The organism is Clostridium sp. CTA-6 (genome assembly GCF_054768115.1).
This window is the reverse complement of record NZ_BAAAAU010000005.1, coordinates 1-24,270: the sequence shown is the minus strand read 5'-3', so window position 1 is coordinate 24,270 and position 24,270 is coordinate 1. Positions and strand designations below refer to the sequence as shown.

At 28.5% G+C, this 24,270-nt stretch carries 14 protein-coding genes and 1 pseudogene; 7 read left to right on the top strand and 8 right to left on the bottom strand.

Annotated features, from left to right (window positions below; all coding sequences use genetic code 11):
- Positions 1-149: 149 nt before the first annotated feature.
- From ACYUDJ_RS08830 to ACYUDJ_RS08820, 3 genes are all read right to left on the bottom strand, one after another.
- Positions 150-1,043: a radical SAM/SPASM domain-containing protein gene (locus ACYUDJ_RS08830; RefSeq protein WP_080333601.1), complete on the bottom strand. Its 894-nt coding sequence runs from the start codon at positions 1,041-1,043 to the stop codon at positions 150-152.
- A 179-nt stretch (positions 1,044-1,222) separates the two neighbouring features.
- A complete protein-coding gene (locus ACYUDJ_RS08825; RefSeq protein WP_003489491.1) occupies positions 1,223-1,561 on the bottom strand; it encodes an arsenate reductase family protein in 339 nt (112 codons plus the stop codon).
- A gap of 359 nt (positions 1,562-1,920) precedes the next feature.
- On the bottom strand, positions 1,921-3,135 hold the full coding sequence (locus tag ACYUDJ_RS08820; RefSeq protein ID WP_003489489.1) for a CD0519/CD1768 family membrane protein: 1,215 nt from the start codon (positions 3,133-3,135) through the stop codon (positions 1,921-1,923).
- Between the two features lie 635 nt (positions 3,136-3,770).
- On the opposite strand from ACYUDJ_RS08820, the gene ACYUDJ_RS08815 reads away from it, so the two are divergent.
- The 3 genes from ACYUDJ_RS08815 (at position 3,771) to ACYUDJ_RS08805 (ending at position 7,800) form a co-directional block, all read left to right on the top strand.
- Positions 3,771-5,690 (top strand): ABC-F family ATP-binding cassette domain-containing protein, encoded by a 1,920-nt coding sequence (locus ACYUDJ_RS08815; RefSeq protein ID WP_460289543.1) that lies wholly within the window; start codon positions 3,771-3,773, stop codon positions 5,688-5,690.
- A gap of 486 nt (positions 5,691-6,176) precedes the next feature.
- Positions 6,177-6,983 carry an MBL fold metallo-hydrolase gene (locus ACYUDJ_RS08810; protein ID WP_003489484.1) on the top strand — a complete coding sequence of 269 codons (807 nt, stop codon included), beginning with the start codon at positions 6,177-6,179 and terminating at the stop codon, positions 6,981-6,983.
- Between the two features lie 115 nt (positions 6,984-7,098).
- Positions 7,099-7,800 (top strand): CPBP family intramembrane glutamic endopeptidase, encoded by a 702-nt coding sequence (locus ACYUDJ_RS08805; protein WP_003489483.1) that lies wholly within the window; start codon positions 7,099-7,101, stop codon positions 7,798-7,800.
- A 313-nt stretch (positions 7,801-8,113) separates the two neighbouring features.
- Here the strand turns inward: ACYUDJ_RS08805 and ACYUDJ_RS08800 are convergent, their stop codons facing one another.
- From ACYUDJ_RS08800 to ACYUDJ_RS08780, 5 genes are all read right to left on the bottom strand, one after another.
- A complete protein-coding gene (locus ACYUDJ_RS08800; RefSeq protein ID WP_003489481.1) occupies positions 8,114-8,698 on the bottom strand; it encodes a hypothetical protein in 585 nt (194 codons plus the stop codon).
- A gap of 164 nt (positions 8,699-8,862) precedes the next feature.
- A complete protein-coding gene (locus ACYUDJ_RS08795) occupies positions 8,863-9,858 on the bottom strand; it encodes an aromatic acid exporter family protein (RefSeq protein ID WP_003489479.1) in 996 nt (331 codons plus the stop codon).
- Between the two features lie 185 nt (positions 9,859-10,043).
- Positions 10,044-12,092 carry a thioredoxin domain-containing protein gene (locus ACYUDJ_RS08790; RefSeq protein ID WP_042386492.1) on the bottom strand — a complete coding sequence of 683 codons (2,049 nt, stop codon included), beginning with the start codon at positions 12,090-12,092 and terminating at the stop codon, positions 10,044-10,046.
- Positions 12,093-12,325: 233 nt separating this feature from the next.
- Positions 12,326-13,825: a glycosyl hydrolase family 18 protein gene (locus tag ACYUDJ_RS08785; RefSeq protein WP_003489475.1), complete on the bottom strand. Its 1,500-nt coding sequence runs from the start codon at positions 13,823-13,825 to the stop codon at positions 12,326-12,328.
- Positions 13,826-14,180: 355 nt separating this feature from the next.
- Positions 14,181-19,061 carry an SdrD B-like domain-containing protein gene (locus ACYUDJ_RS08780; protein ID WP_460289542.1) on the bottom strand — a complete coding sequence of 1,627 codons (4,881 nt, stop codon included), beginning with the start codon at positions 19,059-19,061 and terminating at the stop codon, positions 14,181-14,183.
- A gap of 448 nt (positions 19,062-19,509) precedes the next feature.
- Here ACYUDJ_RS08780 and ACYUDJ_RS08775 point away from each other — a divergent pair, with 448 nt between their 5' ends.
- From ACYUDJ_RS08775 to ACYUDJ_RS08760, 4 genes and pseudogenes are all read left to right on the top strand, one after another.
- The gene (locus ACYUDJ_RS08775) at positions 19,510-21,570 is read left to right on the top strand and encodes a glycosyltransferase (RefSeq protein WP_042386399.1); all 2,061 of its coding nucleotides are present in this window, start codon (positions 19,510-19,512) and stop codon (positions 21,568-21,570) included.
- Between the two features lie 4 nt (positions 21,571-21,574).
- A complete protein-coding gene (locus ACYUDJ_RS08770; RefSeq protein WP_003489470.1) occupies positions 21,575-22,537 on the top strand; it encodes an NAD-dependent epimerase/dehydratase family protein in 963 nt (320 codons plus the stop codon).
- A complete protein-coding gene (locus ACYUDJ_RS08765; RefSeq protein WP_045516610.1) occupies positions 22,534-23,406 on the top strand; it encodes an NAD-dependent epimerase/dehydratase family protein in 873 nt (290 codons plus the stop codon). Before ACYUDJ_RS08770 ends, ACYUDJ_RS08765 begins: the two co-directional genes overlap by 4 nt.
- A gap of 160 nt (positions 23,407-23,566) precedes the next feature.
- Positions 23,567-24,270 (top strand): annotated as a pseudogene (locus tag ACYUDJ_RS08760) (hypothetical protein); the annotation flags it as partial.

Here is a 24,270-nt window from a genome sequence, read left to right as displayed (position 1 = left end):
CATTTTAAATTAAGGCTCTCAATATCTCTGCCTGAAATAATTAAATTTTATAATTAAATTACACTTATATAATATCATATCGTTTTCAAATTTTCAAGTTTTTTTTATATAATTAATTTTTTAACAATAATTACTGTATATATTATTATTTAAATACTAAATTTCTTCCTATATCCACATTTTCTACACAATTCTTCTACTGCTTCTCTCCTTGAAAAGCCATCTAAAATATTGCTAGCTCTTTCACTATCTATTATCCTAGAAAAATCAATCTCATTTATATTTCCAAGATTAATTACGCCTTCCCCATCTAAACAACAAGGTACTACTGTTCCATCTACTAATATAGCTACTTGATTTCTAAGTCCATAACAAAAGCCTTTTCCATCATCCTCTTCTGCTTTTAAATCTGGCCACTCAAATTCATGATCCTGATTTATATATATTCTATTGTAGACTTTGATCCCTTTACCTGGAGTTATTTTTTCTTCAATCTTATAAGGTAATTTAAATTCCTTCTCTATTATCTGGAGCAACTCAGCATTTCTCTTCTTCTTAAGATTTGTTATATTATCCTTATCTAGATTCCATAACCTTAAAGATATAAAAATATTATTATTTTCAATTGTATCTCTTATAAAGGAAAGAATATCATTAATATATTTATCCTTGTTTTTAGATTCTTCATTTCCATCAAAGCTATGTAGAGAAAAGTTAACCTGTCTTAGTGCTTTCTTCATTATAATTTTATCTTTAGCCTTATTTATTAAAGTTCCGTTTGTAGTTATATTAACCTTAAAACCTTTTTTGTAGCTTAAATCTAAGAATTTATCTATATCTGGGTGAAGAAGAGGCTCTCCCTTTACATGAAAATATATATAATCTGTATAAGGTTTTATTTGATCTAATATTTTATCAAAGATTTCTATTGACATAAATTGTGCTTTCCTTTTTGTCTCAGGACAAAAATCACAGGCAAGATTACATACATTTGTAATCTCAATATAAAATTTTTTAAATCTTTTCACTAATTTATACTCCAATCTTATATACTTTATTTTATTACTATTATTGTTACTAATATTCATATGAAAAACTAATCATTCTAATCAAGCTTCCCGAAAACTTAAAATTTACTTGATACATTTGAACTACCACTTATAATACATGCTATCTATAAAAAATACAAACTTCTCCTATTGCTACCCTTGCTAAAAATCACTTAATCCCATTCTTTCCAAATTTCAGGTTCATATCCTACTGTTGCTTTTTTTCCATTACGTACTATAGGAGTTTTATATAATTTAGGATTATTTAAAAGCAAATCTTCTTTTACACTGTCTGTTCTAATACTTCCTATATTAGTTTTTTTATATTCCCTACTATCTTTATTTATTAACTCATTTAATCCTATCGCAGATTTTATGCTTTGAAGTTCCCCCTTACTTAATCCCTTTATATTTAAATCTATAAATTGGTACTTTATTTTTCTCTCTTTAAAATATCTCTCAGCTTTTTTTGTATCAAAACATTTTTTTATTCCAAATATTTGAATGTTCATTTTTACTTATCTCCTTTAAATATCTACTATATCATATGATACACAGCTCATATTTGCTTATTTTATACATACACCATTATAAACAATTTTAATATATCTTCATAATATAATTTTATATTTTTATTTGTTAGAACTACTATATATTAGAATTATCATAGACTTTATAACTTTAATCTTTAAGTTATACATAATGATATATAAACAATATTTAATATGATTAAACACAGCGTAATATGTCTGGCTATATAAGCTAAATTTATATAAGTAATATTTTAAACTTATCTTTTACTTTTCAATAAAAATAGAGATATAGAATTTTAAAATTCTATATCTCTATTTTTACATTCTTTATTATATCACTAAAATACACTGACTAACATATAAATGATATGAGCTGATATTCCTGCTACTAATCCTCCAAAAGTATGGCTTAGTATAGCTTTACCTGTTAATTTTCTACAGTTTAGGCTATCCATCATAGCTATATGAGTACTTAAGTATCCACTCCAGCACATACCCATAGCAGTAAATACTGCTATTTCATTAGCACCAATCAAATTTTTTGATAAAAATTGAGGAACTAAACTCATAGCTGCACCAACTGCTCCTAAGGAGGTTATTGGAAATGCTATTGCTTCTGGATGTTTAAACCCAAATAATGGATTTAAAATAAAACTTAATTTTTCTCCTACCCAAGGGAAGAATGATATACCTTCATATGCAGCTCCAGTATATCCCTTTGGTGATGGCCCATTAGTTAACATTAATACTAAAGTACAAATTATAACTACCCCTGGAATTATAGCTAGTCCAAGTTCAACACCTGTTTTACCGCCTTCTAGTAAAGATTCAAGTAATCTTGCACCTACGCCGCCTTCTCTAACCTCCCTATATTTTAAGGAATCATAACCATCATCATCATTTTCATAAACCATATCATCTGCATGTTCTCCATAGAATTTTCTAGTATGTCTAACCATTAATCTAACACTTACAATACTACCAATAACAGCACCTATATCGCCTATTATAGCGGCTGTCACAAAATTTTCCCCTGCCGGAGATTTTTGTGCAATCATGAATGTGGTTAGAATTAATCCCATTCCAAAAGAAGTTCCTAAGTTAGTTAATGCTGGTACTTGATATTTTTTAAAATACTTTAAAAATCCTTTATCCTTAGCCAAACTTATAATTGCAGGGTTGTCTGATAAATAAGTTGTAACTACTCCTAATGCTGAAGCCCCTGGCAACTTGTATAAAGGTTTCATTAATGGAGACAAAGCTTTATTTATTAAAGAAATAACTCCAAATTCAGATAACAATCCTGATATAGCTCCAGCTAAAACAGCTATAGCCATAATATAAAAAACTGTTTCCATAAGTAGTTGATATCCTGTTTTCATTAATGTATTAAACATGTTTACTGTTCCCATTTTAGTACCTAAAATAATGAAGAATCCTAAGAACAAAGCTAAACATATAAATCCTTCTTTTCCTATTACAGGTCTAAGATTTTTCTTTTCCACCTCCTTAATTTCAATTTCTTGTTCTGTTATAGTATTTGAATCTGACATAAAATCGTCCCTCCTAGATTTTATATAAAATTTAAATTTTTATAAAAATTTAAGTATTTTTATAAATTTTTTAAGTATATTAATCAGTTTTAAATAAAACAGTTAACTTACATAGTAGTTTTTTATATTTTAACATAAAATCTGTTTTTAAAGATAAGTTTCAATTTTTAGAAAATTTAGATAATATTTTGTATTATATATGTACTGAGCTTAATATAAATATGATAAAGTTTTAACTATTTTTAGCTAAATTTTCCACACATATATATTAACACATAATTCATAATTTTACAAATTATTTATATAAATCAAATAATAGATATAGTTGTATAAAATATAGTCCTTTTCAAGTCTATATTTTATATGTTTTCAAAAAAATATCTTTATTATTTCTTTTATGATTTTGTTATTTTTTATACAATTACTTTTACACCTTAAAGTAGTTTATCAAACTATTTAAATAAAAAAAATTAAATTATAAAAATTTTGCAAGTTTACTTTCTTTAAATGAAATAAAATAAATCCATAAATATTTATACAATCTATTTTGTAATATTTATGTTTTACTATAAATGCTTTTTATAATAGAATATACATCATAGAGTATAAATTAAATTAACAAAAGGATGATTTTAATGATTATAGTAACTGTTGAAAATATATGTAAAAGTTATGGTGAAAAAACTTTATTTAAAGATGTTTCTTTTACCATAAGTGATGAAGATAAAATAGGTTTAATAGGAGTTAACGGTACAGGAAAGTCTTCTCTTTTAAAAATTGTTACCGGTGAAGATAGCCCTGATGGTGGTACCATTACTATTCCTAAGGGAGCTACCATTGAATATTTAGATCAAAATCCAGATTTAGATCCTAATGCTACAATACTAGAACAAGTATTTAAAAGTAATTCTAAAGTAATGTCTGTAATAGGTGAATATGAAAAGACTTTAGACCTAATTTCTAAAAATCCTGAGGATGAAAAACTCCAAAATCATTTGTTAACATTAACTAGTGAAATGGATTCTTTAGATGCTTGGGATCTTGAAAGCAAAATTAAAACCGTTCTTACAAAACTTAATGTAACAGACTTTGATAAAAAAATAAAAGAACTCTCTGGTGGCCAAAAGAAAAGAGTTGCCCTATGCTCCTCTTTAATATCTCCTTGTGACTTACTTATATTAGATGAACCAACAAACCACATGGATAATGACACTATAGATTGGCTTGAAAATTATCTTCAAACTAGAAAAGGTGCCCTTTTAATGGTAACCCATGATAGATATTTTTTAGATAGAGTTGTTAATAAAACTTTAGAACTAGATTATGGAACTATGTACACTTATAATTGCAATTATTCACAGTTTGTGGAAAAGAAAGCTGAAAGAATAGCATTAGAAAATTCCTTAGAAGAAAAAAGACAAAGTCTTTATAAAAAAGAATTAGAATGGATTAGAGCTGGAGTTCAAGCAAGAGGAACCAAACAAAAGGCAAGAATAAAAAGATTTGAAGAACTAGGAGAAAGTAACTACAGTCATAATAGTGATGATATAGACATATCTGTAGCTCATTCAAGATTAGGCAAAAAAATAATTAACATAGAACACTTAACTAAAAAATTTGAAAAGAAAACTTTAATAAAAGATTTTAGTTATATTTTACTTAGAAATGATCGTATTGGTATAGTAGGAAACAACGGTATGGGTAAATCTACCCTTTTAAATATTATTACAAATAAAATAAATCCAGATAGTGGTTCCATTGATATAGGTACTACAGTAAATATTGCATATTTCTCGCAGCATTCAGAGGATATGAATCCAAATTTAAGAGCTATAGAATATATAAGAGAAACAGCAGAATTTATAACCACAGCAGATGGAACTAAAATAAGCGCCTCCCAAATGATGGAAAGATTTCTTTTCACAGATTATATGCAATGGTGCTATATTTCAAAACTATCTGGTGGAGAAAAAAGAAGACTATATCTTTTAAAAATCTTAATGACTGCTCCTAACGTACTTATACTAGATGAACCAACTAATGACCTAGATATTGATACATTAAAAGTTTTAGAAAACTATATTGATGAATTTAATGGTCCCGTTATATCTGTATCCCATGATAGATACTTTTTGGATAGAACCTGTAATAAAATATTTCACTTTGAAGGTAATGGAAAAATTTCTGAATATATTGGAAACTATTCAGACTTTATAGATAAGAAAAAAGAAATCTCAAATATAACTTCAAAGGAAGAAAAAACAAATAAAGCTTCAAAGGAAACTAATAACCAAAAGGAAAAAACACCAAAATTAAAGTTCTCTTATAAAGAAAAACTTGAATATGAAAATATAGATAAGGAAATAGAAAAACTTGAAAAAAAATTATCCAATCTAGAAGAGGAAGTAGAAATAAATGCCTCTGACTTTATGAGACTTGAAGATCTTTTAAAGGAGAAGGATAAAGTTGAGGAAGAACTATTATTTAAAATGGAAAGACAAGAATACTTAGAAAATCTAGCACAGGAAATAGAGGAAAATAAAAAAACTTTATAGTTAGAGAATTAAAATAAAAAATAATTTTGTTCAATAGATAGCTATAAAAATAAAGAATACTAATATTTGTTCTCTAATATTTAAGCTAGCGCTCTAATTCCACGTCCTGTGGCAACAGAGCTAAGTAAACGTCCTGTTTACTTTACGCTTAAATATTAGCTCACAAATAAAGTATTCTAATTATTTTTCTAGATATCTATTTTCTCTAAAATTATTTCTTATTTTAATAACTGTAAAAACTATTTTAATAATTGTTATATAAAAAAACAACTAAGAATCTCTAATCTTATTCAAATGCCTTTTACAGCACATATCCTTATTTTTAAACCACGGGAAAATAGCATACTTTTTAAAGATAATTTCCATCAGTTGCTGTATACATTATGTTGAAATTAATATTAGTAATGTATACAATTAGACTATGATTTAGTATAAGTTTATAATTTATGGGAGAATTTATTTGCATTACATAAAGGAGTTAAAAATATGAAATTAAAAGTCTTAGTAGATAATAATACATACATTGACCAATATTATTGTGGTGAACCTGCTGTTTCATACTACATTGAAGATGAAGATACTAGTTTTCTATTTGATGTAGGGTATTCTGATTTATTTATTAGAAACTCAAATGCACTAGGGATAGATTTACAAAATATAAGTTCTATTGTTATTTCACATGGTCATGATGATCACACAAGAGGATTAAAATACTATTTTGAACAAAATTATAAAGAAAATATTTCTATCATTGCTCATCCCAATGCATTTAAAGAAAAAATGATAGGCAATTTAAAAATTTGCTCTCCTATTTTGGAGAAAGAACTAAAAGAAAAATGTAATCTAATTCTTTCTAAAGAACCTAAAAAAATTAGCAAACATATAACTTTTTTAGGAGAAATACCTGAATTAAATGACTTTGAAAATAGAAAGCCTATTGGTAAACAGATTATTGGTGAAAATTCAATTGATGATTACGTAATAGATGATACAGCTCTTGTATATAAAAGTAAAAATGGCATTTATATTATTACAGGATGTTCTCATAGTGGGATATGCAATATAATAGAATATGCAAAAAAAGTATGTAAAGATACTAGAGTATTAGGAATTATAGGAGGATTTCATTTATTTGAGGTGAATGAACAAGTTAATAAAACTATAGATTATTTAAGACAGAACAACGTAAAAGAATTATATCCTTGCCATTGTACTTCATTTTCTGTTAGAGCAGAAATACATAAAACTTTGCCCGTAAAAGAAGTTGGAGTAGGATTAGAACTGAATTGGTAATATCATGATATCAATTAAAAAAAGCAGCTGAAACAAAGGAAGAAATGGATCTTACCTCTTAATTGGAGATATAATAAAATAGAAATTGTTTATATTTTATGGAGGATAAAATGGTATGAATATAGATATACCAATAATAAAAAACAAATCTGTACAATTAATTATAATTACTTCTATTGTCCTGATGTGCTGTATCATTATGGGTATCGTGGATGCTATAATTAAACCCAGCTATGCTGTGAAATCTGCAATTAAAATCATTTTATTTTTAGGGTGTCCCTTGGTATATTCTCATCTGACCAAGCAGTTATCTTTAAAAAAATTGTTTTGTTTTAAAAAACAAAGCTTTTTTATGTCATTGTTCCTTGGCATGGGAGTTTTTATTGTTATAATGGGTACATATTTTTCCTTAAGAAATGTATTGGATTTGTCTGGAATTACAATTGCTCTACAAAGTAATATAGGTGTTAGTAAAAATAACTTCGTGTTTGTCTCCTTATATATCTCCTTTATTAATTCGCTCCTTGAAGAATTCTTTTTTCGTGGTTTCGCTTTTTTGTCGCTGAAAAAATTTACCTCACGATCTTTGGCATACAGTATCAGTTCCATATCTTTTGCCTTATATCACATTGCAATGATGATTGGATGGTTCTCTATAGTTACCTTTGTGTTGGTAATGATGGGACTAGTAGTAGGTGGAATTATATTTAACTTTTTAAATGAGAAAAATGAAGATATATACTCCTCCTGGATGGTACATATGTTTGCTAACTTTGCAATTAATGTAATAGGATTTATTTTATTTGGAATATTTTGATTTATAACAACTGTAATTTGTAAGGTATTAACTAAATTTATTGATTTAAAGAGTTATGCTAGCTTCCCTTGGTTTAAAAAATAGGGCTATGTGGTGTAAAAGGCATTTCAACAAGATTAGAGATTCTGGCCTGTTTTTTCAAAATATATGTATGTTCCAAATTATTGTCCGAGCGTTCATTAAGTTTGATTTGGAACCATATATTTTAAGAAAAAACAAATTAGAATCTCTTATTGAAGTGAGTTGCCGATCTCGCCACATATCCCTTTTTTAAAGTACAGGTAGTATAACTTCTTTTTAAGTCGTAATTTCCTTATTTTATTCCTTTTTCTAGATACTCTTTCATTCTAGTATTCCATAAATTGTGATATTTAGGATCTTCCTTTTCAACTTGAAGTAAAAAATCATCTAATACTTTAAGTTTATTTAATCCTTTCATTAAATGTCTTGGATATATAACAGTTTTAGAATAATTATTTTTAGGGTCTATTATTCTTAGTTTGCATTTCTTATCTACATAAATATCTTTGCATCTTATATCTAATTTTTTAAATTTTAATCTTTCAAACTCTTTTATAAGTTTAATTATATTGTGAGTTAATCTTTTGTTAATTCCATTTTGTTTTATATAGTGATCCAATCTTTCTCCCCTTATGTACTCCCTTAGTATAAAATAGTCTCCATAATCATATACTTTCGGAAAATATTTGCTAGTATTAGTTTTTTGTAAAATTTCTCTTTCTTTTTTACATACCTTTTTTTCTTTAAAAATTTTGATTGCTTTTTTATCTGGTAATAGATATACTATACCGTTATGACCACTACCTAAAAACTCTCCTTTTCTAAGCATCCTTTCTGCTTTATTATTCAGTTCTATATAATATTCTTGTTTTTCCATAACTCCCTCTTATATATTAATCTCTTCATAGCTATTATATGAGCATAAAACAAAATAGTGCTTAAAGTTCCTCTTTGTCCTTTAGCACTACTGTATCATTATTTATAAATTTAAAAACTACTTTAATCTAATATTTTTAAGTTCCTTTAATATAAATAATAAGTTTAATTTTTGATTTCATAATCCTTCATTTTGTAATCTAATTTGTCTATGGTCTTTTTAAATTCATTTTTAGTAATTAAAAATTGTTCCATATCATTTAAAAATTGAAAAAGCAAAGCTCTATTTTCAAATTCTTCTCTTGTGCTTGGCAAATTCATATTTTTAAAACTTTCTCTTAAATCCTCTAAATCTAAAAGTAAATCCTCTCCTGTATTTTCTTCATGCAGAGAATCTGCTACTTTTTTTGTAAAATCTGCTATCATTTCTGTCTGCTCATAGGTCATAAAGAATTTTTGAAAGTGCTGTCTCATTTTTTTCAAAGTTTCGAATTGTTGTATTCTCATTTCCATATAAGTTGCATAATAACTTACATCTAAAAGAAAATAGTTATTTAAATTAATATATGCTCTTTTTTTTGCCTTAAAAAGTCTTTCTTCTAAATCCTTAAATATTTCATCTTCCTTAAGTGAAACAGACAGTTCTCTTAATGCTATGGACATTTGAATAAGTATTTCTTTCATCTTTTCTTCTATATATAATTGATCTTCCCTTATTTCTTTCTCTATACTTGGCATATATAAATTAAGTAATAAAGCAATTCCTGCTCCTATAAACATTAATAGAATTTCATTTAAAAATAAATTTATACTTACATATTTTTCTGCTAATATATGGGTCGCTAATACAGAGTTTACTACAATTCCTTCCTGTAAATTAAATTTAACTGCTAAAGGTATAAATACAAGTAAAAATAATCCAAAAACTATAGCATTATGACCTAACAGGGTAAACAAAATTGAGGATATAGCTAAAGCTAATATACAAGCTATCATCCTTTGGATGGCTACATTTAATGATTTTCTTTTTGTATTTTGAATACTTAAAATAGTAATTACCCCTGCAGATACTGAATACTTTAATCCCAAAGCTCCTGCAATACTCATAGCAATTGTAGCTCCAACTGCTGTCTTTAATGTCCTATAACCAATAAACTTCATATTTCATATTTACTCCTTTTATTTATTAATTAACTCTTAAATATGTGAAAATAACTATCATTTAGTTTATTATATTATAAATACCAAAATTAAAAAATAATAATTTTATTAATTACTCTTAAATTTTTTAAGCCTTCGCTATGAAACTATAACGAAGGCTTATATTAAATATTTCTTTACTATCCCTAAGAATCAGTAGATAATGCAGATTTAAATTTTTCTAAATCCATTATAGGTTCTTTACAAGCATAGTCTTGGCATATATAAACTGTGGTTTTATCTTTTATAGGAGTTTTATCTTTTAAATTTTTATTTATTTTTTCTATTTTATTACTTTTATCATTTAAGGTTATTATTGAAAAAGGTATATATCTATTATTCAATTCATTTATAAATTCATAAAAAGCTTCATCTTTTTCACTATAAGCTAATGTTATTTCCTGTACAGGTGATATATTATACATATAAGCTATTACAGAAAATAAGTGATACATTGGCCCACTTTTTATATTTGCTGCAAAAAACTTAAATTGTTTATCCACTAGATTTTTATACTTATCTTCTCCTGTAATATAATAAAGTAAACTCAATGCTAAAGATGCTACAGCATTTCCTGAGGGCATAGCCCCATCATAAATTTCCTTCGGTCTTACTATGAGCTTTTCACTATTCTTGCTGTATAAGTAAAATCCGCCCTTTTCTTTATGCCAGAATAAATCTATCATACTATCAGCAACTTCTATAGATTTTTCTAAATAATAAATATCAAAGCTTGCTTCGTATAACTCTATAAGTGCCCATAAAAAGAAAGCATAATCATCTATAAATCCTTCATTCCCTCTTTCTTCCTCTCTAATTCTTGCATATAATGTACCCTTTTCATCCATTAAGTTTTTTATTATAAAATCTGCTGATTGTTTTGCTATGTCTATATAATTATCATTTTTAAAACTTCTACCTGCTCTACAAAAAGCTATTATCATTAAAGCATTCCATGAAGTTAATATTTTGTCATCCTTATGAGGATGTATTCTTTTTTCTCTATACTCAAATAATTTTTCTCTAATTCTTTCTAATTTATCTTTATTATTATCAACATCTTTTAAGTCAGTCTGTATAAGATTAGCTATATTTTTCTTTTCAAAATTTCCTCTAGATGTTATATCATAAAGTTTACAGTAAAACGCTCCATCCTCTTCTCCTAAAATATCCATTATTTCTTTTTTAGTCCATAAATAAAATTTTCCTTCTACTCCTTCAGAATCCGCATCTTCTGCAGAATAAAATCCTCCCTCTTCACTAGTCATAGATTTTTTTACATAGTTTAATATTTTTTCTGTTACAACTTTATATAAAGGATTCTTTGTAGCTTCATAAGCTTCTGTATAAGCCATAGATAAGAGCGCATTATCATAAAGCATTTTTTCAAAGTGAGGTACAAGCCACTTATTATCTGTAGAATATCTTGAAAATCCAAAACCTATATGATCAAATATGCCACCTTTATACATACTAGTTAAGGTTTTATTTATAACATCTAATACTTTTTTATCCTTTTTAAAATAATAGTATCTTAATAAAAATAATATATAATGAGCTGTAGGAAATTTAGGTTTTGTACCAAAGCCACCATATTTGCTATCAAAATTATCTAGTAAAGTTTGAGCGGCTTCTTCAATAATATATTCTTCAAGTTCATCTTCTCCATGATTATCTTGAAATCTTTCTATTTGTTCTAATATTCTATTACTAGATTCTAATACTTTATTTTTATCTTCACGCCAAAGCTTATTTATGGATTTTAAAATATCCATAATTCCAGGTATATTATGTTTCCCCCATTTTGGGAAATAAGTCCCTGCAAAAAAAGGCTTTTTATCTGGAGTCATAAGTATAGTTAACGGCCATCCCCCACTGCCTGTATATGCTTGGCAAAAATTCATATATATACTATCTATATCTGGTCTTTCTTCTCTATCCACCTTTATAGAAATAAAATTTTCATTTAAAATCTCTGCTACATCTTCATCCTCAAAGGACTCCCTTTCCATAACGTGGCACCAATGACAAGTAGAGTAACCTATACTTAAAAATACAGGCTTAACCTCTATCTTTGCTTTTTCAAAAGCTTCTTCCCCCCAAGGATACCAATCCACTGGGTTATGAGCATGCTGAAGAAGATATGGGGACTTTTCTTTAATTAATCTATTTGTTTTTTCACCTATATTTTGCAACACTCTGTTCCCTTCCTTCTTGTTATTTTTGTATAGTTTCTCACTATAAAAGCCTGATTATTCATAAATTGCTAATATAAATCAACCCCTTAGAAATTGAAATTCTTTTTAAACAAATAAAAGGACTGTCTCATAATGCATAAAGATTCATTATGAGAAGTCCCTTCTCCGTTTATAGCTAAATTTTATTTATGATTATCTCAAACATATATATAATTAAAATTCAATTATATCTAGTCTATTTTTTTCCAAAGAGTAGGAGCATTTATAGGTTCCCATCCTATCAAAGAAGTATGTGTCTGTATGCATCTGTAATTAATTCCTTCATAACTTACAATGTCTCCAGCTTTATATAAAATATTCGCTCCCCAATTTTCCACATCAGATTCAGATTTGGTTTGTACTAATATAGCTTTACTCCATTCGCTATTCCCTACTGAATTCACAGCCCTTACCTCATAGCTATGCATAGAGCCTGGTTTAAGATTAATATGTTTGTATGGATTATTCACATTACTTATTATGTTTCCATCAACCTTTAAATCATAGCTAGTTGCTCCAAGTGCTAAATTCCATGTTATATTTATTTGTGACTTACTTATAGCTTCTCCCTTTAAACCTGTTGGTATAGATGGTTTTTCAGTTACTGGTGGTTGCTTAAAATTATCAAAATACTCTCTATAATTTGTTGAAAATTCATAATTACTTTTTGCATCCCAATTAATTGACCATGTCATTAATCCTTTAAACGCTGGATATCCATTACTATTTACAAGTTTATACTTTCCTCCATAAGGAATTCCTTTCATAAGATAGTCCAAAGCCTTTTTCATTTCGCTAGGTTTAATATATCCTCCACTTGGAGCAGCTGACGGACAAGCGGGTAAACCTATTACCACCTGTTCTTGCTTTAATGGTGGAAATATATTATCTGCATTCCCTGCTACAGGAAAGCCTTGTAATAACATTTCTGCCATTGCCACCTCATAATCTGCTGTTCCCTGTGTATAATTGTTTCCATCAAGTGCTGTATTTCCTCCTGCATTATAATGCTGTACATGAATATAAGTAAGTTTGTCTCTTAATCCATGTATTATTGGTAAATAAGCTCCCCAATTTCCTGCATAAGCCACATATCCACCTTGTACATATGCTGTTTCAGGCGCCATACTTAATATAAAATCTGGACCATAATGGTTACATATATCTCTAACAGCAGATATAAGATTTACAATTTGTGGAGTTTTAGGATTCTTAAAATCTTTATCATTATTTATTAAATTTATCCCAGATTCAAGATCAATATCTATGCCGTTAAATCCATACTTATCAATCAAAGATATCATAGAATCTATAAAATTCTTTTTTGCATCTTCATCAGGTAATAATACTACCCCATTTTGCCCTCCAATAGAAAGAACAACTTTTTTTCCTATGCTATTAAGATATGCAATGTCTTTTTTAAATTCCTGATCAGTTCCTATTTCTGGTGAAAATTCTATAGTAGCTCTATCCCCTATAGATTCTCCAAAAGCTACATTTACTACGTCCCACTTAGTAGATACATCCTTCAGTCTAATAATTCCAGTACCATTGTCAAAATTATGCCAATATCCCACCAATATTTTGTCAGAAGAATTTGAGCTAGCAAATACATTAGTTATAGGAATAAACAAAAATAACATAACTAATACTAAAGAGATTGGAAATATCCTTTTAAACACTTTTTTCATTTTTCTAATCTCCTTTCATTATTAATACTTCTATACTAATACATAGGACGCTATCCATTAAATTATTCCAAATATCTTTTATATTTAAAATAATAAACAAAATTCTAATTTTCCCCCTACTCTTACTCTTAAGAAGATTGGAATATTAGAGCCATTAATGATTAAAGATTATATCTACTAAAAAACAATAAAGGGTACAGTTTGAATTATTATACAAAAATATTTTAAAATAACCCCAAATATATTGTAATGATTAAATTTTCAAATACAATTTGGCTATAAAGCAGATAAGGGACTTTTCACATTGTATTTTTATACTTTGTGAGACAGTCCCTTTATTTTATATTAATAATTTTTAATGTTCATTCTTACAATCAGGTTTGCACTTATTACAGCAACGACATTTAAAACAAACTATAAAACATCTGCAAACCTTTATAGTGGCAGTTGATGTGTTATTATTTAGATTTTGATCTGGTGTTGTTGAAGTTACTCTTGCGGTATTAGTTATAGTAGTTATGCATTTACATTTTGTATTTGATGATACTACCTTACCTCTTATTAGTATAGTTCTTGAAGCCCCTGCTGGTAATGTTCCTATATTAAGACTTCCTGGCCATGGACTAAAGGTTACTCCTCCATCTGTTGAAAATTCTGCTCCTATTATTTCAGGTGGAATAGTATCCGTTAAAAAAACATTTTGGGCATCTGATGGTCCTGCATTGGATACTACAATTGTATAAACTACCGTATCTCCTGACCTTACTTGCTTTGTGATTGCTGTTTTTACAACTGAAATATCTGCTGATACAACAGCACTAACTTCTGTATTTACTGTAGATTCATTATTGTTTGGATTAGGATCTGGTGTTGATGAAGTTACAGCTGCAGTATTGGTTATAACTCCTGTAGCTGATGGTGACACTGTTCCTCTTATTAAAATAGTTCTTGTTTCTCCAGCTGGTAATGTTCCTATAACATAAATTGTTGGCCATGGATTAAATGTTACTCCTCCATCTATTGAAAATTCTGGCGCTATAATATCAGGTGAAATTGCATCATCCAGAACAACATTTTGGGCATCTGCTGGTCCTGCATTTGTTACATCAATTGTATAAGTTAATATTTCTCCTGGCATTACTGGATTCAGACTTGATGTTTTTATAACCCCAATATCTGCTGCTGGATTAACTTCTATCATTGTTGTAGATTCATTATTGTCTAGATTAGGATCTGGTGTTGATGAAATTACACTTGCAGTATTACTTATAACTCCTGTGGCTGATGGTGACACTATTCCTCTTATCAATATAGTTCTTGCTTCACCAGCTGGTAATGTTCCTATAACATAAATTGTTGGCCATGGATTAAATGTTACTCCTCCATCTATTGAGAATTCTGGCGCTATAATATTAGATGAGATTTCATCATTCAAAATAACATTTTTAGCATCTGATGGTCCTGCATTGGATACTACAATTGTATAAGTTAATATTTCTCCTGTTACTATTGGGTTTGGACTTCCTGTTTTTACAACTAAAATATCCGCTAAAGCATTAACTTCTGTAATTATTGTAGATTCATTATTGTCTAGATTAGGATCTGGTATTGATGAAGTTATATTTGCAGTATTAGTTATAGTTCCTGTAGCTGATGATGACACTGTTCCTCTTATCAATATAGTTCTTGTTTCACCACTTAGTAATGTTCCTATATCAAAACTTTCTGGCCATGGATTAAAGGTTACTCCTCCGTCTATTGAAAATTCTGGCGCTATAATATCAGATGAAATGACATCCGTTAAAACAACATTCTGGGCATTTGATGGACCTGCATTGGATACATTAATTGTATAAGTCAATATTTCTCCTGGTATTACTGGATTGGGAGCTGCTGTTTTTGTAACTGAAACATCTGCTGATGGTACAACTTCCACATCTACTGTAGATGTGTTATTGCTTGGATTAGGATCTTCTGTTGTTGAACTTACCTCTGCAGTATTACTTATAATCCCTGTAGCCGATGGTGATACTGTTCCTCTTATTAAAATATTTCTTGTTTCACCAGCTGTTAATGTTCCTATATTAAAGCTTCCTGGCCATGGATTAAAGGTTATTCCTCCGTCTGTTGAGAATTCTGCTCCTGTTATTTCAGGCGGAATAGCATCCGTTAAAATAACATTTTGGGCATCTGCTGGTCCAAAATTTGATACTTTAATCGGATAAACTACCATCTCTTCTGGAGTTACCGGATTCATCTCTACTGATTTAAAAACTCCAACATCTGCTACTTGAGTAGATTCATTAACTTCTATAACTGATGTTGATGTGTTATTACTTTGATTAGGATCTGGTGTTGTTGATGTTACATCTGCAGTATTAGTTATGAAACCTGGAGCTACTGGAGCTACTGTTCCTCTTATTAAAATAGTTCTTGTTTCAGCATTTAATAATGTTCCAAGATCAAGACTTCCTGTCCATGGATTAAAGGTTACTCCTCCATCTGTTGAGAATTCTGCTCCTGTTATTTCAGGTGGAATAACATCACTTAAAGTAACATTTTCAGCAAGGGATGGCCCAAAGTTTGATACATCAATTGTATAGGTCAAAGTCTCTCCTGACATTACTGGATTTGGACTTCCTGTTTTTATAACTGAAATATCTGCTAAAGCATTAACTTCTATATCTACTGTTGATGTGTTGTTATCTGGATTAGGATCTGGTGTTGTTGATGTTACCTCAGCAGTATTAGATATAATTCCTGAAGCTGATGCCGCTACTGTCCCTCTTATTAAAATAGTTCTTGTTTCACCATTTAATAATGTTCCTATATTAAAACTTCCTGGCCATGGATTAAAGGTTACCCCTCCATCTATTGAGAATTCCGCTCCTACAATTTGAGGTGGAATAGTATCCGTTAAAACAACATTTTGGGCATCTGCTGGTCCTGCATTTGTTACTCTAATTGTATAAGTTAGTATCTCTCCTGGGAATGCTGGATTTAAATCTGATGTTTTTATAACACTAATATCTGCTGTATTAATTTCGGTATCTACTGTTGACATATTGTTATTCAAGTCAGGGTCAGGTGTTGATGAAATTACCCCCGCAGTATTCCTTATAGTACCTATTGCTGATGGTGACACTGTTCCTCTTATTAAAACAGTCCTTGTTTCGCCATTTAATAATGTTCCTATATCAAAACTTCCTGGCCATGGACTAAAGATTACGCCTCCATCTGTTGAGAATTCTGCTCCTATAATTTCAGGTGGAATAGCATCCGTTAAAACAACATTTTGGGCATCTGCTGGTCCTGCATTTGTTACATCAATTGTATAAGTTAATATTTCTCCTTGATTTACTGGGTTTGGACTTGCCGTTTTTACAACTGAAATATCTGCTAATGCATTAACTTCTGTATTTACTATTGATGTATTGTTATTTAGATCAGGATCTGGTGTTGATGAAATTACATTTGCAATATTACTTATAATCCCTGTGGCGAATGATGCTACTGTTCCTCTTATTAAAATAGTTCTTATTTCACCCGCTAATAATGTTCCTATATCATAAATCGTTGGCCATGGATTAAAGGTTACTCCTCCATCTATTGAGAATTCTGGATCTATTATAGTAGATTGAATTTCATCATCTAAAACAACATTTTGGGCATCTGATGGTCCTGCATTCATTACATCAATTGTATAAGTCAATACTTCTCCTGGTATTACTGGGTCTGGACTTCCTGTTTTTACAACTGAAACATCTGCTAAAGCACCTACCTCAAGTGGGACAGTATTAGAATTCACAGTAAAATTGTTTTCTATTCCCCCTTCTACAGGTGTATAAGAATAATTTATTGTTGCTGTATTAAGGGTTGGATTAGGGGTTGGAACAGTTTTAACTATAGCATCAAAAGTTACAGTAGCAGTAGAACCTCCTGGAATATCCGGTATAGTAAATCCAATATTAGGATCTAATGTTATATCTGATACTCCATTAACTGTTACGCTGCCAGGCACAAATGATAATCCATTCGGTACGTTATCTTTAAAAAATACATTTGTTAAAGGACTAGTACAAGTATTTTCTAATGTTACTGTATAGGTTACTGTTTCCCCAACATTTGCAACAGGGGTACTAACAGTTTTTACAGGTATAAATAGAGGAATCTGAATTTCGTTTAATGATACATCATCTATAGCATAATCGTTTCCAATAACCGCTGGCCCTTCACTTAAAAATTCTACCGTTAAGCTTGTGTTGTTTTGTGAATTTATTACAGTACCTATTTGTTTCCATTCTGGAGCATTTGTATTAACAGGAATCTGAGCTCCCAATGTTGCACTATATAGTACATCGCCATTTGAACCAAGTATTCGTACACCAAGCTCAGGATTTGGGAATCCCGTTACTTTAAATAGATTTAAAATCCAAGAACTAAATAAATAGTTTGTATTAGGCTGTACTGAAACTACATCTCTAAAAAAAACAGCCCCTGGATTAAAACCATTTACCACCATCATTCTTCCTGTTTCATTACCTGTAGTATGGTCTGCAATACGCCACCAAGCACCTATTTGATTACTCATTGCATTAGTCATAATGTTTTGTACTGTATACTCACCATCAAGTGGTGTAAACTTAGTTGGATCCGGTAATACATAGGTAAAATCTGGGGTTACACCTGGGTAAGGTTCAACTGGAGCACCCGTATTAGCGGGAGTACCCGGAGGGAAAAAACCAAATGTTCCATTATCAGCAACATTAATAAGATTTACATTTGAAACTGACACACATGGATCTAGTATATTTTGTATAGGTGTATATATAACTGGACCATCAAGGAAGTTTTCATTTGTTAAATCTCCTCCTGTAACAGTTACTAGAAGTGTATCTGGGGTTAAAGAATCTAGATTAGTTGAACCTGGTGGAGGGTTTGTCGCAAAGCTTATTGGAGGATTTGTTCCGACTGGAACAGGTCCAACTACTGCGTTATTGAAATTTCCTGGTGTTGGAACGCCTCCAGGTGTTCCAAAAGATTGTACAATTCTATAATCACCATTTGGTACATTTATAAATGAATAATTTCCATTAACATCTGTAAGAACTACAAGTCTAAGACCTGAAGCGGTATTTTGTAATACCACGGGTACATTAGCTATACCTGAATCTCCAGCATTAATCGTAGCACTTCTATCTCGGTCGAATACAACTCTACCTGATATTGTTGCCATATATGTTCACTCCTTATAATTATTTTAAATAATGACTACTTTAATAAGTAATAGCTACTCATATCATATTACTTTGAAACCTGATCTTTAGATATCTCAATTTCATTAGTTACATTTCCTACTACTATAAATTCCTAATTCTTTAATTACAACATACATTAGTAGTCTAAAAAATGTGCCTAATTATATAGTATTCATTTTACTTATCTGGGTGATATATAAACTAATGGGATTTTCACTACTTAAATAAAGTTTAAATTTATGATAAATACCGTAATAATATTTATTAACATTTTCTCATTCTCCATTTTGAAAATAAACTATTTTTTAACTTTTATCTTCTTTTAAAAGCATTACAACAACATAATCATATTATATAAATATGGGTCTAATTTTAAATTAAAAATTAATTTCCTATATGTTTTTTAATAGCTTAAAAGGAGTTGATATGGTGGAAGCTAAGAAAAAAATAGCATTCTTTATTTTACCAGGATTGGATAACTTTATTGATGATATTATTGAATATTTATCGCAAGAGTATGATACAAAAAAAGTAATTGTAAATCACTATGATCAAATTGATGAAGAGATGAAAAAGGCAGATATTTGTTGGTTTGAATGGTGTGACCCTCTTGTCGCTTATGGAAGTAAGCTTGAAATGGCAAAAGATAAAAAAATAATATGTAGACTCCATAGTTATGAAGCTTTTACTAACTATATATATCAAGTTAATTGGAGCAATGTTGATAAAGTTATATTTGTAGCAGAGCATATAAAAAGAATTGTTTTAAGTAAGATTTTTATACCTCAGCATAAAGTCTATGTTATTCCTAATGGTATCGATTTAAGTAAACAGGAATACAAAGAAAGAAAAAAAGGTTTTAATATAGCCTATGTTGGATATATAAATTTTAAAAAAGGACCTATGTTACTTATGCATGCCTTTAAAAAGATTTTTGATACAGACAATAGATATAAACTTCATATTGCTGGAACTTTTGATGAAGAACGATATAGATTATATTTTCATCAAATGATTAAGGAATTTGGATTAGAAAAAAATATTATATTTTATGGCTGGCAAAAAGATATAAATAAATGGTTAGAGGATAAAAATTATCTTATTTGTACCAGTGTTTTAGAAAGCCAGGGCCTTGGGATTATGGAGGCTATGTCAAAAGGAATCAGGCCCCTTATTCATAATTTTGTAGGAGCTAAAGAAGTTTATCCTGAAAAATACGTATGGAGCTCTTTAGATGATATCGTAAATATGCTCTCTGATGAAGAATATTCCTCTATAGAATATAGAAATTTTATAGAAAAAAATTATTCAATATCGGATACAAACCATAAGATTATAAGTGAAATTATAGAAGGAAAAGACACAAAAACACAACAAAACCATAATTTAATAAATCTTAATTCTGAAATATCTTTATATAATAATAAGATTATAAATACTCAAGGAAAACTAATATACAGTCATAGCAATATAGAAAAAGAAATTACTGTAGTTACACCTATTTATAATGGAGAAATTTTTCTAGAAAATATTTTTAATAGTATAGGAAGTCAAACTATTAAAAATAAAGTGGAATGGATATTAGTAGATGATAAATCCACAGATAACAGCCTAAATAAGTGTGTATCTTTAGCAGAAAAAAATAAAGACAAAATAGGAAATATAAAAATTTACTCTTTGGATAAAAATTCCCGAGCAATATATGCTCTTAAATTTGGGTTTAATATGGCTGAAACCAATTATATAGGATGGATAAGCGTAGATGATTTATATGTAGATGCAGATAAATTAGAACAAGATCTATATCTATTAAAGAATAAAAATTATGATATTGTTTTCTCAAATAAAATGATTCTTGGAACTAATATTACAAATGGAGCATTATATAATATGGATAATAATATTCTCAACTTGATGCAATCAGATAATACAATGAAAAAATTAGCATATTTATCATACAGTAATCCTATAAATGGAAGTAGCCTTATTTTTTCAAAGAAAGCATATAAAAAATGTGGAGGTTTTGATACAAGCTTAGTTAGTGTGGATGGTGATTGGGATTTACTAAGCAAAGCTATTTTATTAAATCTGAAATTTATTCACGATGATAAAACTGTTTTTAACACTTCTCATCCAAATCAAACCTCTAAAAGTACAATAAAAATGATAGTAGGTTCAAATATAACTAGACTAAGAATTTTAAATTTATTAAAAAAACATGGAAATATGAAAGACTTTTTAAAATTTATAGAAGAATTTAATTGGTTTAACGATAGCTGTTTAAATATACGTCCTATATTTAGTTATCATCTAATTAAATTAAATAAAGATACTCTTAAAGATATAGGAAATAATTTTGCATATAAAATGGAAAATACATTTTATAAAAAAGATTTACAAAATATTTTTGAAAAATCAATAGAACTAATGGATAGTGAATCCTTTAGTGAATTTTATAAAAATATTAATCTTATAAAGGGGATGTAAAGAATTGAAAGATGTTATTTTAGTTACAGGTGGATTAGGCTTTATAGGTAAAAAATTAGTTGAGAAATTAAAATTAGAATATAAGGATTACAAAATAGTTGTTTTAGATCAATATATTAGAGATTATGATGATTATATAAGATCAGACATTACCGATTTCGGTGAAATCTATACTAATGTAAAAAGAATAGATGGGAATATAAAATATATAATTCATGCTGCAAGTGAGGTTGGTAGAATAAATGGTGAAGAGCATCCTTGGAAAATGATTGACTCTGCAGTAAAAGGAACTTTGAATTTAATAAATATTGCATTAGAGTATGATGCTAAATTTGTATATTTTAGCACCTCAGAGGTTTATGGAGATATTTTTGACGATAAAGAAGTTATGGAAGATGATATGCTAAATGTAAGCCCTTTAACTTTAAATAATGTTTATGCTATAAGTAAATTATTTGGTGAAAGTTTAGTTAGACATTATGTTAAAAATTATGGATTAAAGGCAGTCGGTATAAGACCTTTTATGGTATACGGACCAGGAGTATATTCTTCAAAATATAAATCTGCCTTGGATATTTTTACATGGAAGCTTTTAAATGGCGAAGAAATTAATGTTGATAAAAATTGTGTTCGTTCTTGGTGTCATATAGATGATTTTATAGAAGGAATATTATTAATAATTAAAAAGCATAATTTTGATAGTCATGAATATCATGCATATAATATAGGAAATAACAAAGAATATAAAACTATAGAAGAAAGTGCAGAATTTATCAGAAAAGAATTATCTGCAGATCCTAGTTTAATAAAAAAGCAAACATTTAATGGCAAGTTTAAATCTCAAAGCAAATATTTTAATGCAGATAAATTGCAAAATCTGGGATTTATTCCAAAAGTAAGTATTGAAGAAGGTATAAAACAAATGATTGATTGGTATAAACAAATTAAAGAAGAGAATATAAAATGATAGCAGTTTTAGGAGCTAGTGGATTTATAGGACAAAATATTCAAAGTATCTTAAGTAAAAACTATGAAGAAGAATATAAAGATATATTAATGATATACTTTAATAAATCAAATAATATATTACAGGGATTTAATAAAATAAGTTTTGATAATTTTGTAAAAAATGAAAAACTTATGGATAAAATTGATACTTTAATAGTTACTTGTGGAAATAGCAACACGAATATTAATACAAATAATTTCTATGAATTTATAAAAAAAGACACCAATTATATATTTGAAATGAAAGATAAAATAAAATGTAATATTGTATTTCTCTCTAGTGCAGCTGTATATGACGGAAACTTTGGCTGTGTTAAAGAAAACCAAAATATATATCCTAATAGTCTATATGGGATATGTAAATATAACGCTGAAATGGCTATAAAATATATAATGAAAGATGTAAAGAATAAAAAATTGATTATATATAGACTTACCTATGGTTATGGAAGGTTTGAAAGAGATAACAGATTAATGTCCTTAATTGACAGGTGTATTAAAGAAAATAAAGTTTTAAAAGTTAATGGCTATAATAATTATTTTAATCCACTATCTGCTGAATTTATATCTAAAGTTATGATTGAGTCGGCTAAAAATATCAGTGTTTTTCCAGGGGAAGAAATTATAAATTTAACACCTTCAAAAAAAATCAAATTAAAGGAAATGTTATACATTATTACATCCAACACCAATCTAAAATATGAATTAACCGTAGAAGAGCCTATTATTAAATACTTTCCTTGTAATTATAAACTAGAATACTATTTAAAAAAATTAAAATTACCAGAAGAGGATTTTGAAAAAAATATAATAGATTATTTTTCTTAGTTATAAAAATGGGGTTTAGGCTTTAAATTTTTATTTAATAGCTTGAGCTCTATTTTTTTAAAACAATTTTATTTTTTATTGTAGCATTTACTATGAAAACTGCATAGTATGTATTGAAGCTTTTGAAGGCTTCATTTTTTATAGAGGAAGTGATTTTTATATGGCTAACAGTATAGTTTTCTCGAATTCAGCTGAGGAACTAAAAACCTCTGTTTTTGGGTATGACGGCAGTAATTATTTACCTCTTAAAGTAAATCAATATGGTGAATTAGATATTAATGTAGGAACAATAAGTAAAATAGATTCTATCACTAGCGGTACTGTAAATGTAACTCAGGTTAATTCATTGACAAATGGTACTATTACTAAAGTAAGTTCCATCACTAATGGTACTGTTGATGTTACTCAGTTGAATTCATTAACAAATGGTACTATTACTAAGGTAAGCTCTATCACTAATGGTACTGTTGATGTTACTCAACTAAGTTCATTAACAAATGGTACTATTGCTAAAGTAAGTTCCATCACTAATGGTACTGTTGACGTAACTCAATTAAGTTCACTGACAAGTGGTACTGTAAATGTAACTCAAGTTAATTCATTGACAAATGGTACTATTACTAAAGTAAGTTCCATCACTAATGGTACTGTTGATGTTACTCAATTAAGTTCATTGACAAATGGTACTATTACTAAAGTAAGCTCTATCACTAATGGTACTGTTGACGTAACTCAATTAAGTTCATTGACAAGTGGTACTATCGCTAAAGTAAGCTCTATCACTAATGGTACTGTTGATGTTACTCAATTAAGTTCATTGACAAATGGTACTATTACTAAAGTAAGCTCTATCACTAATGGTAC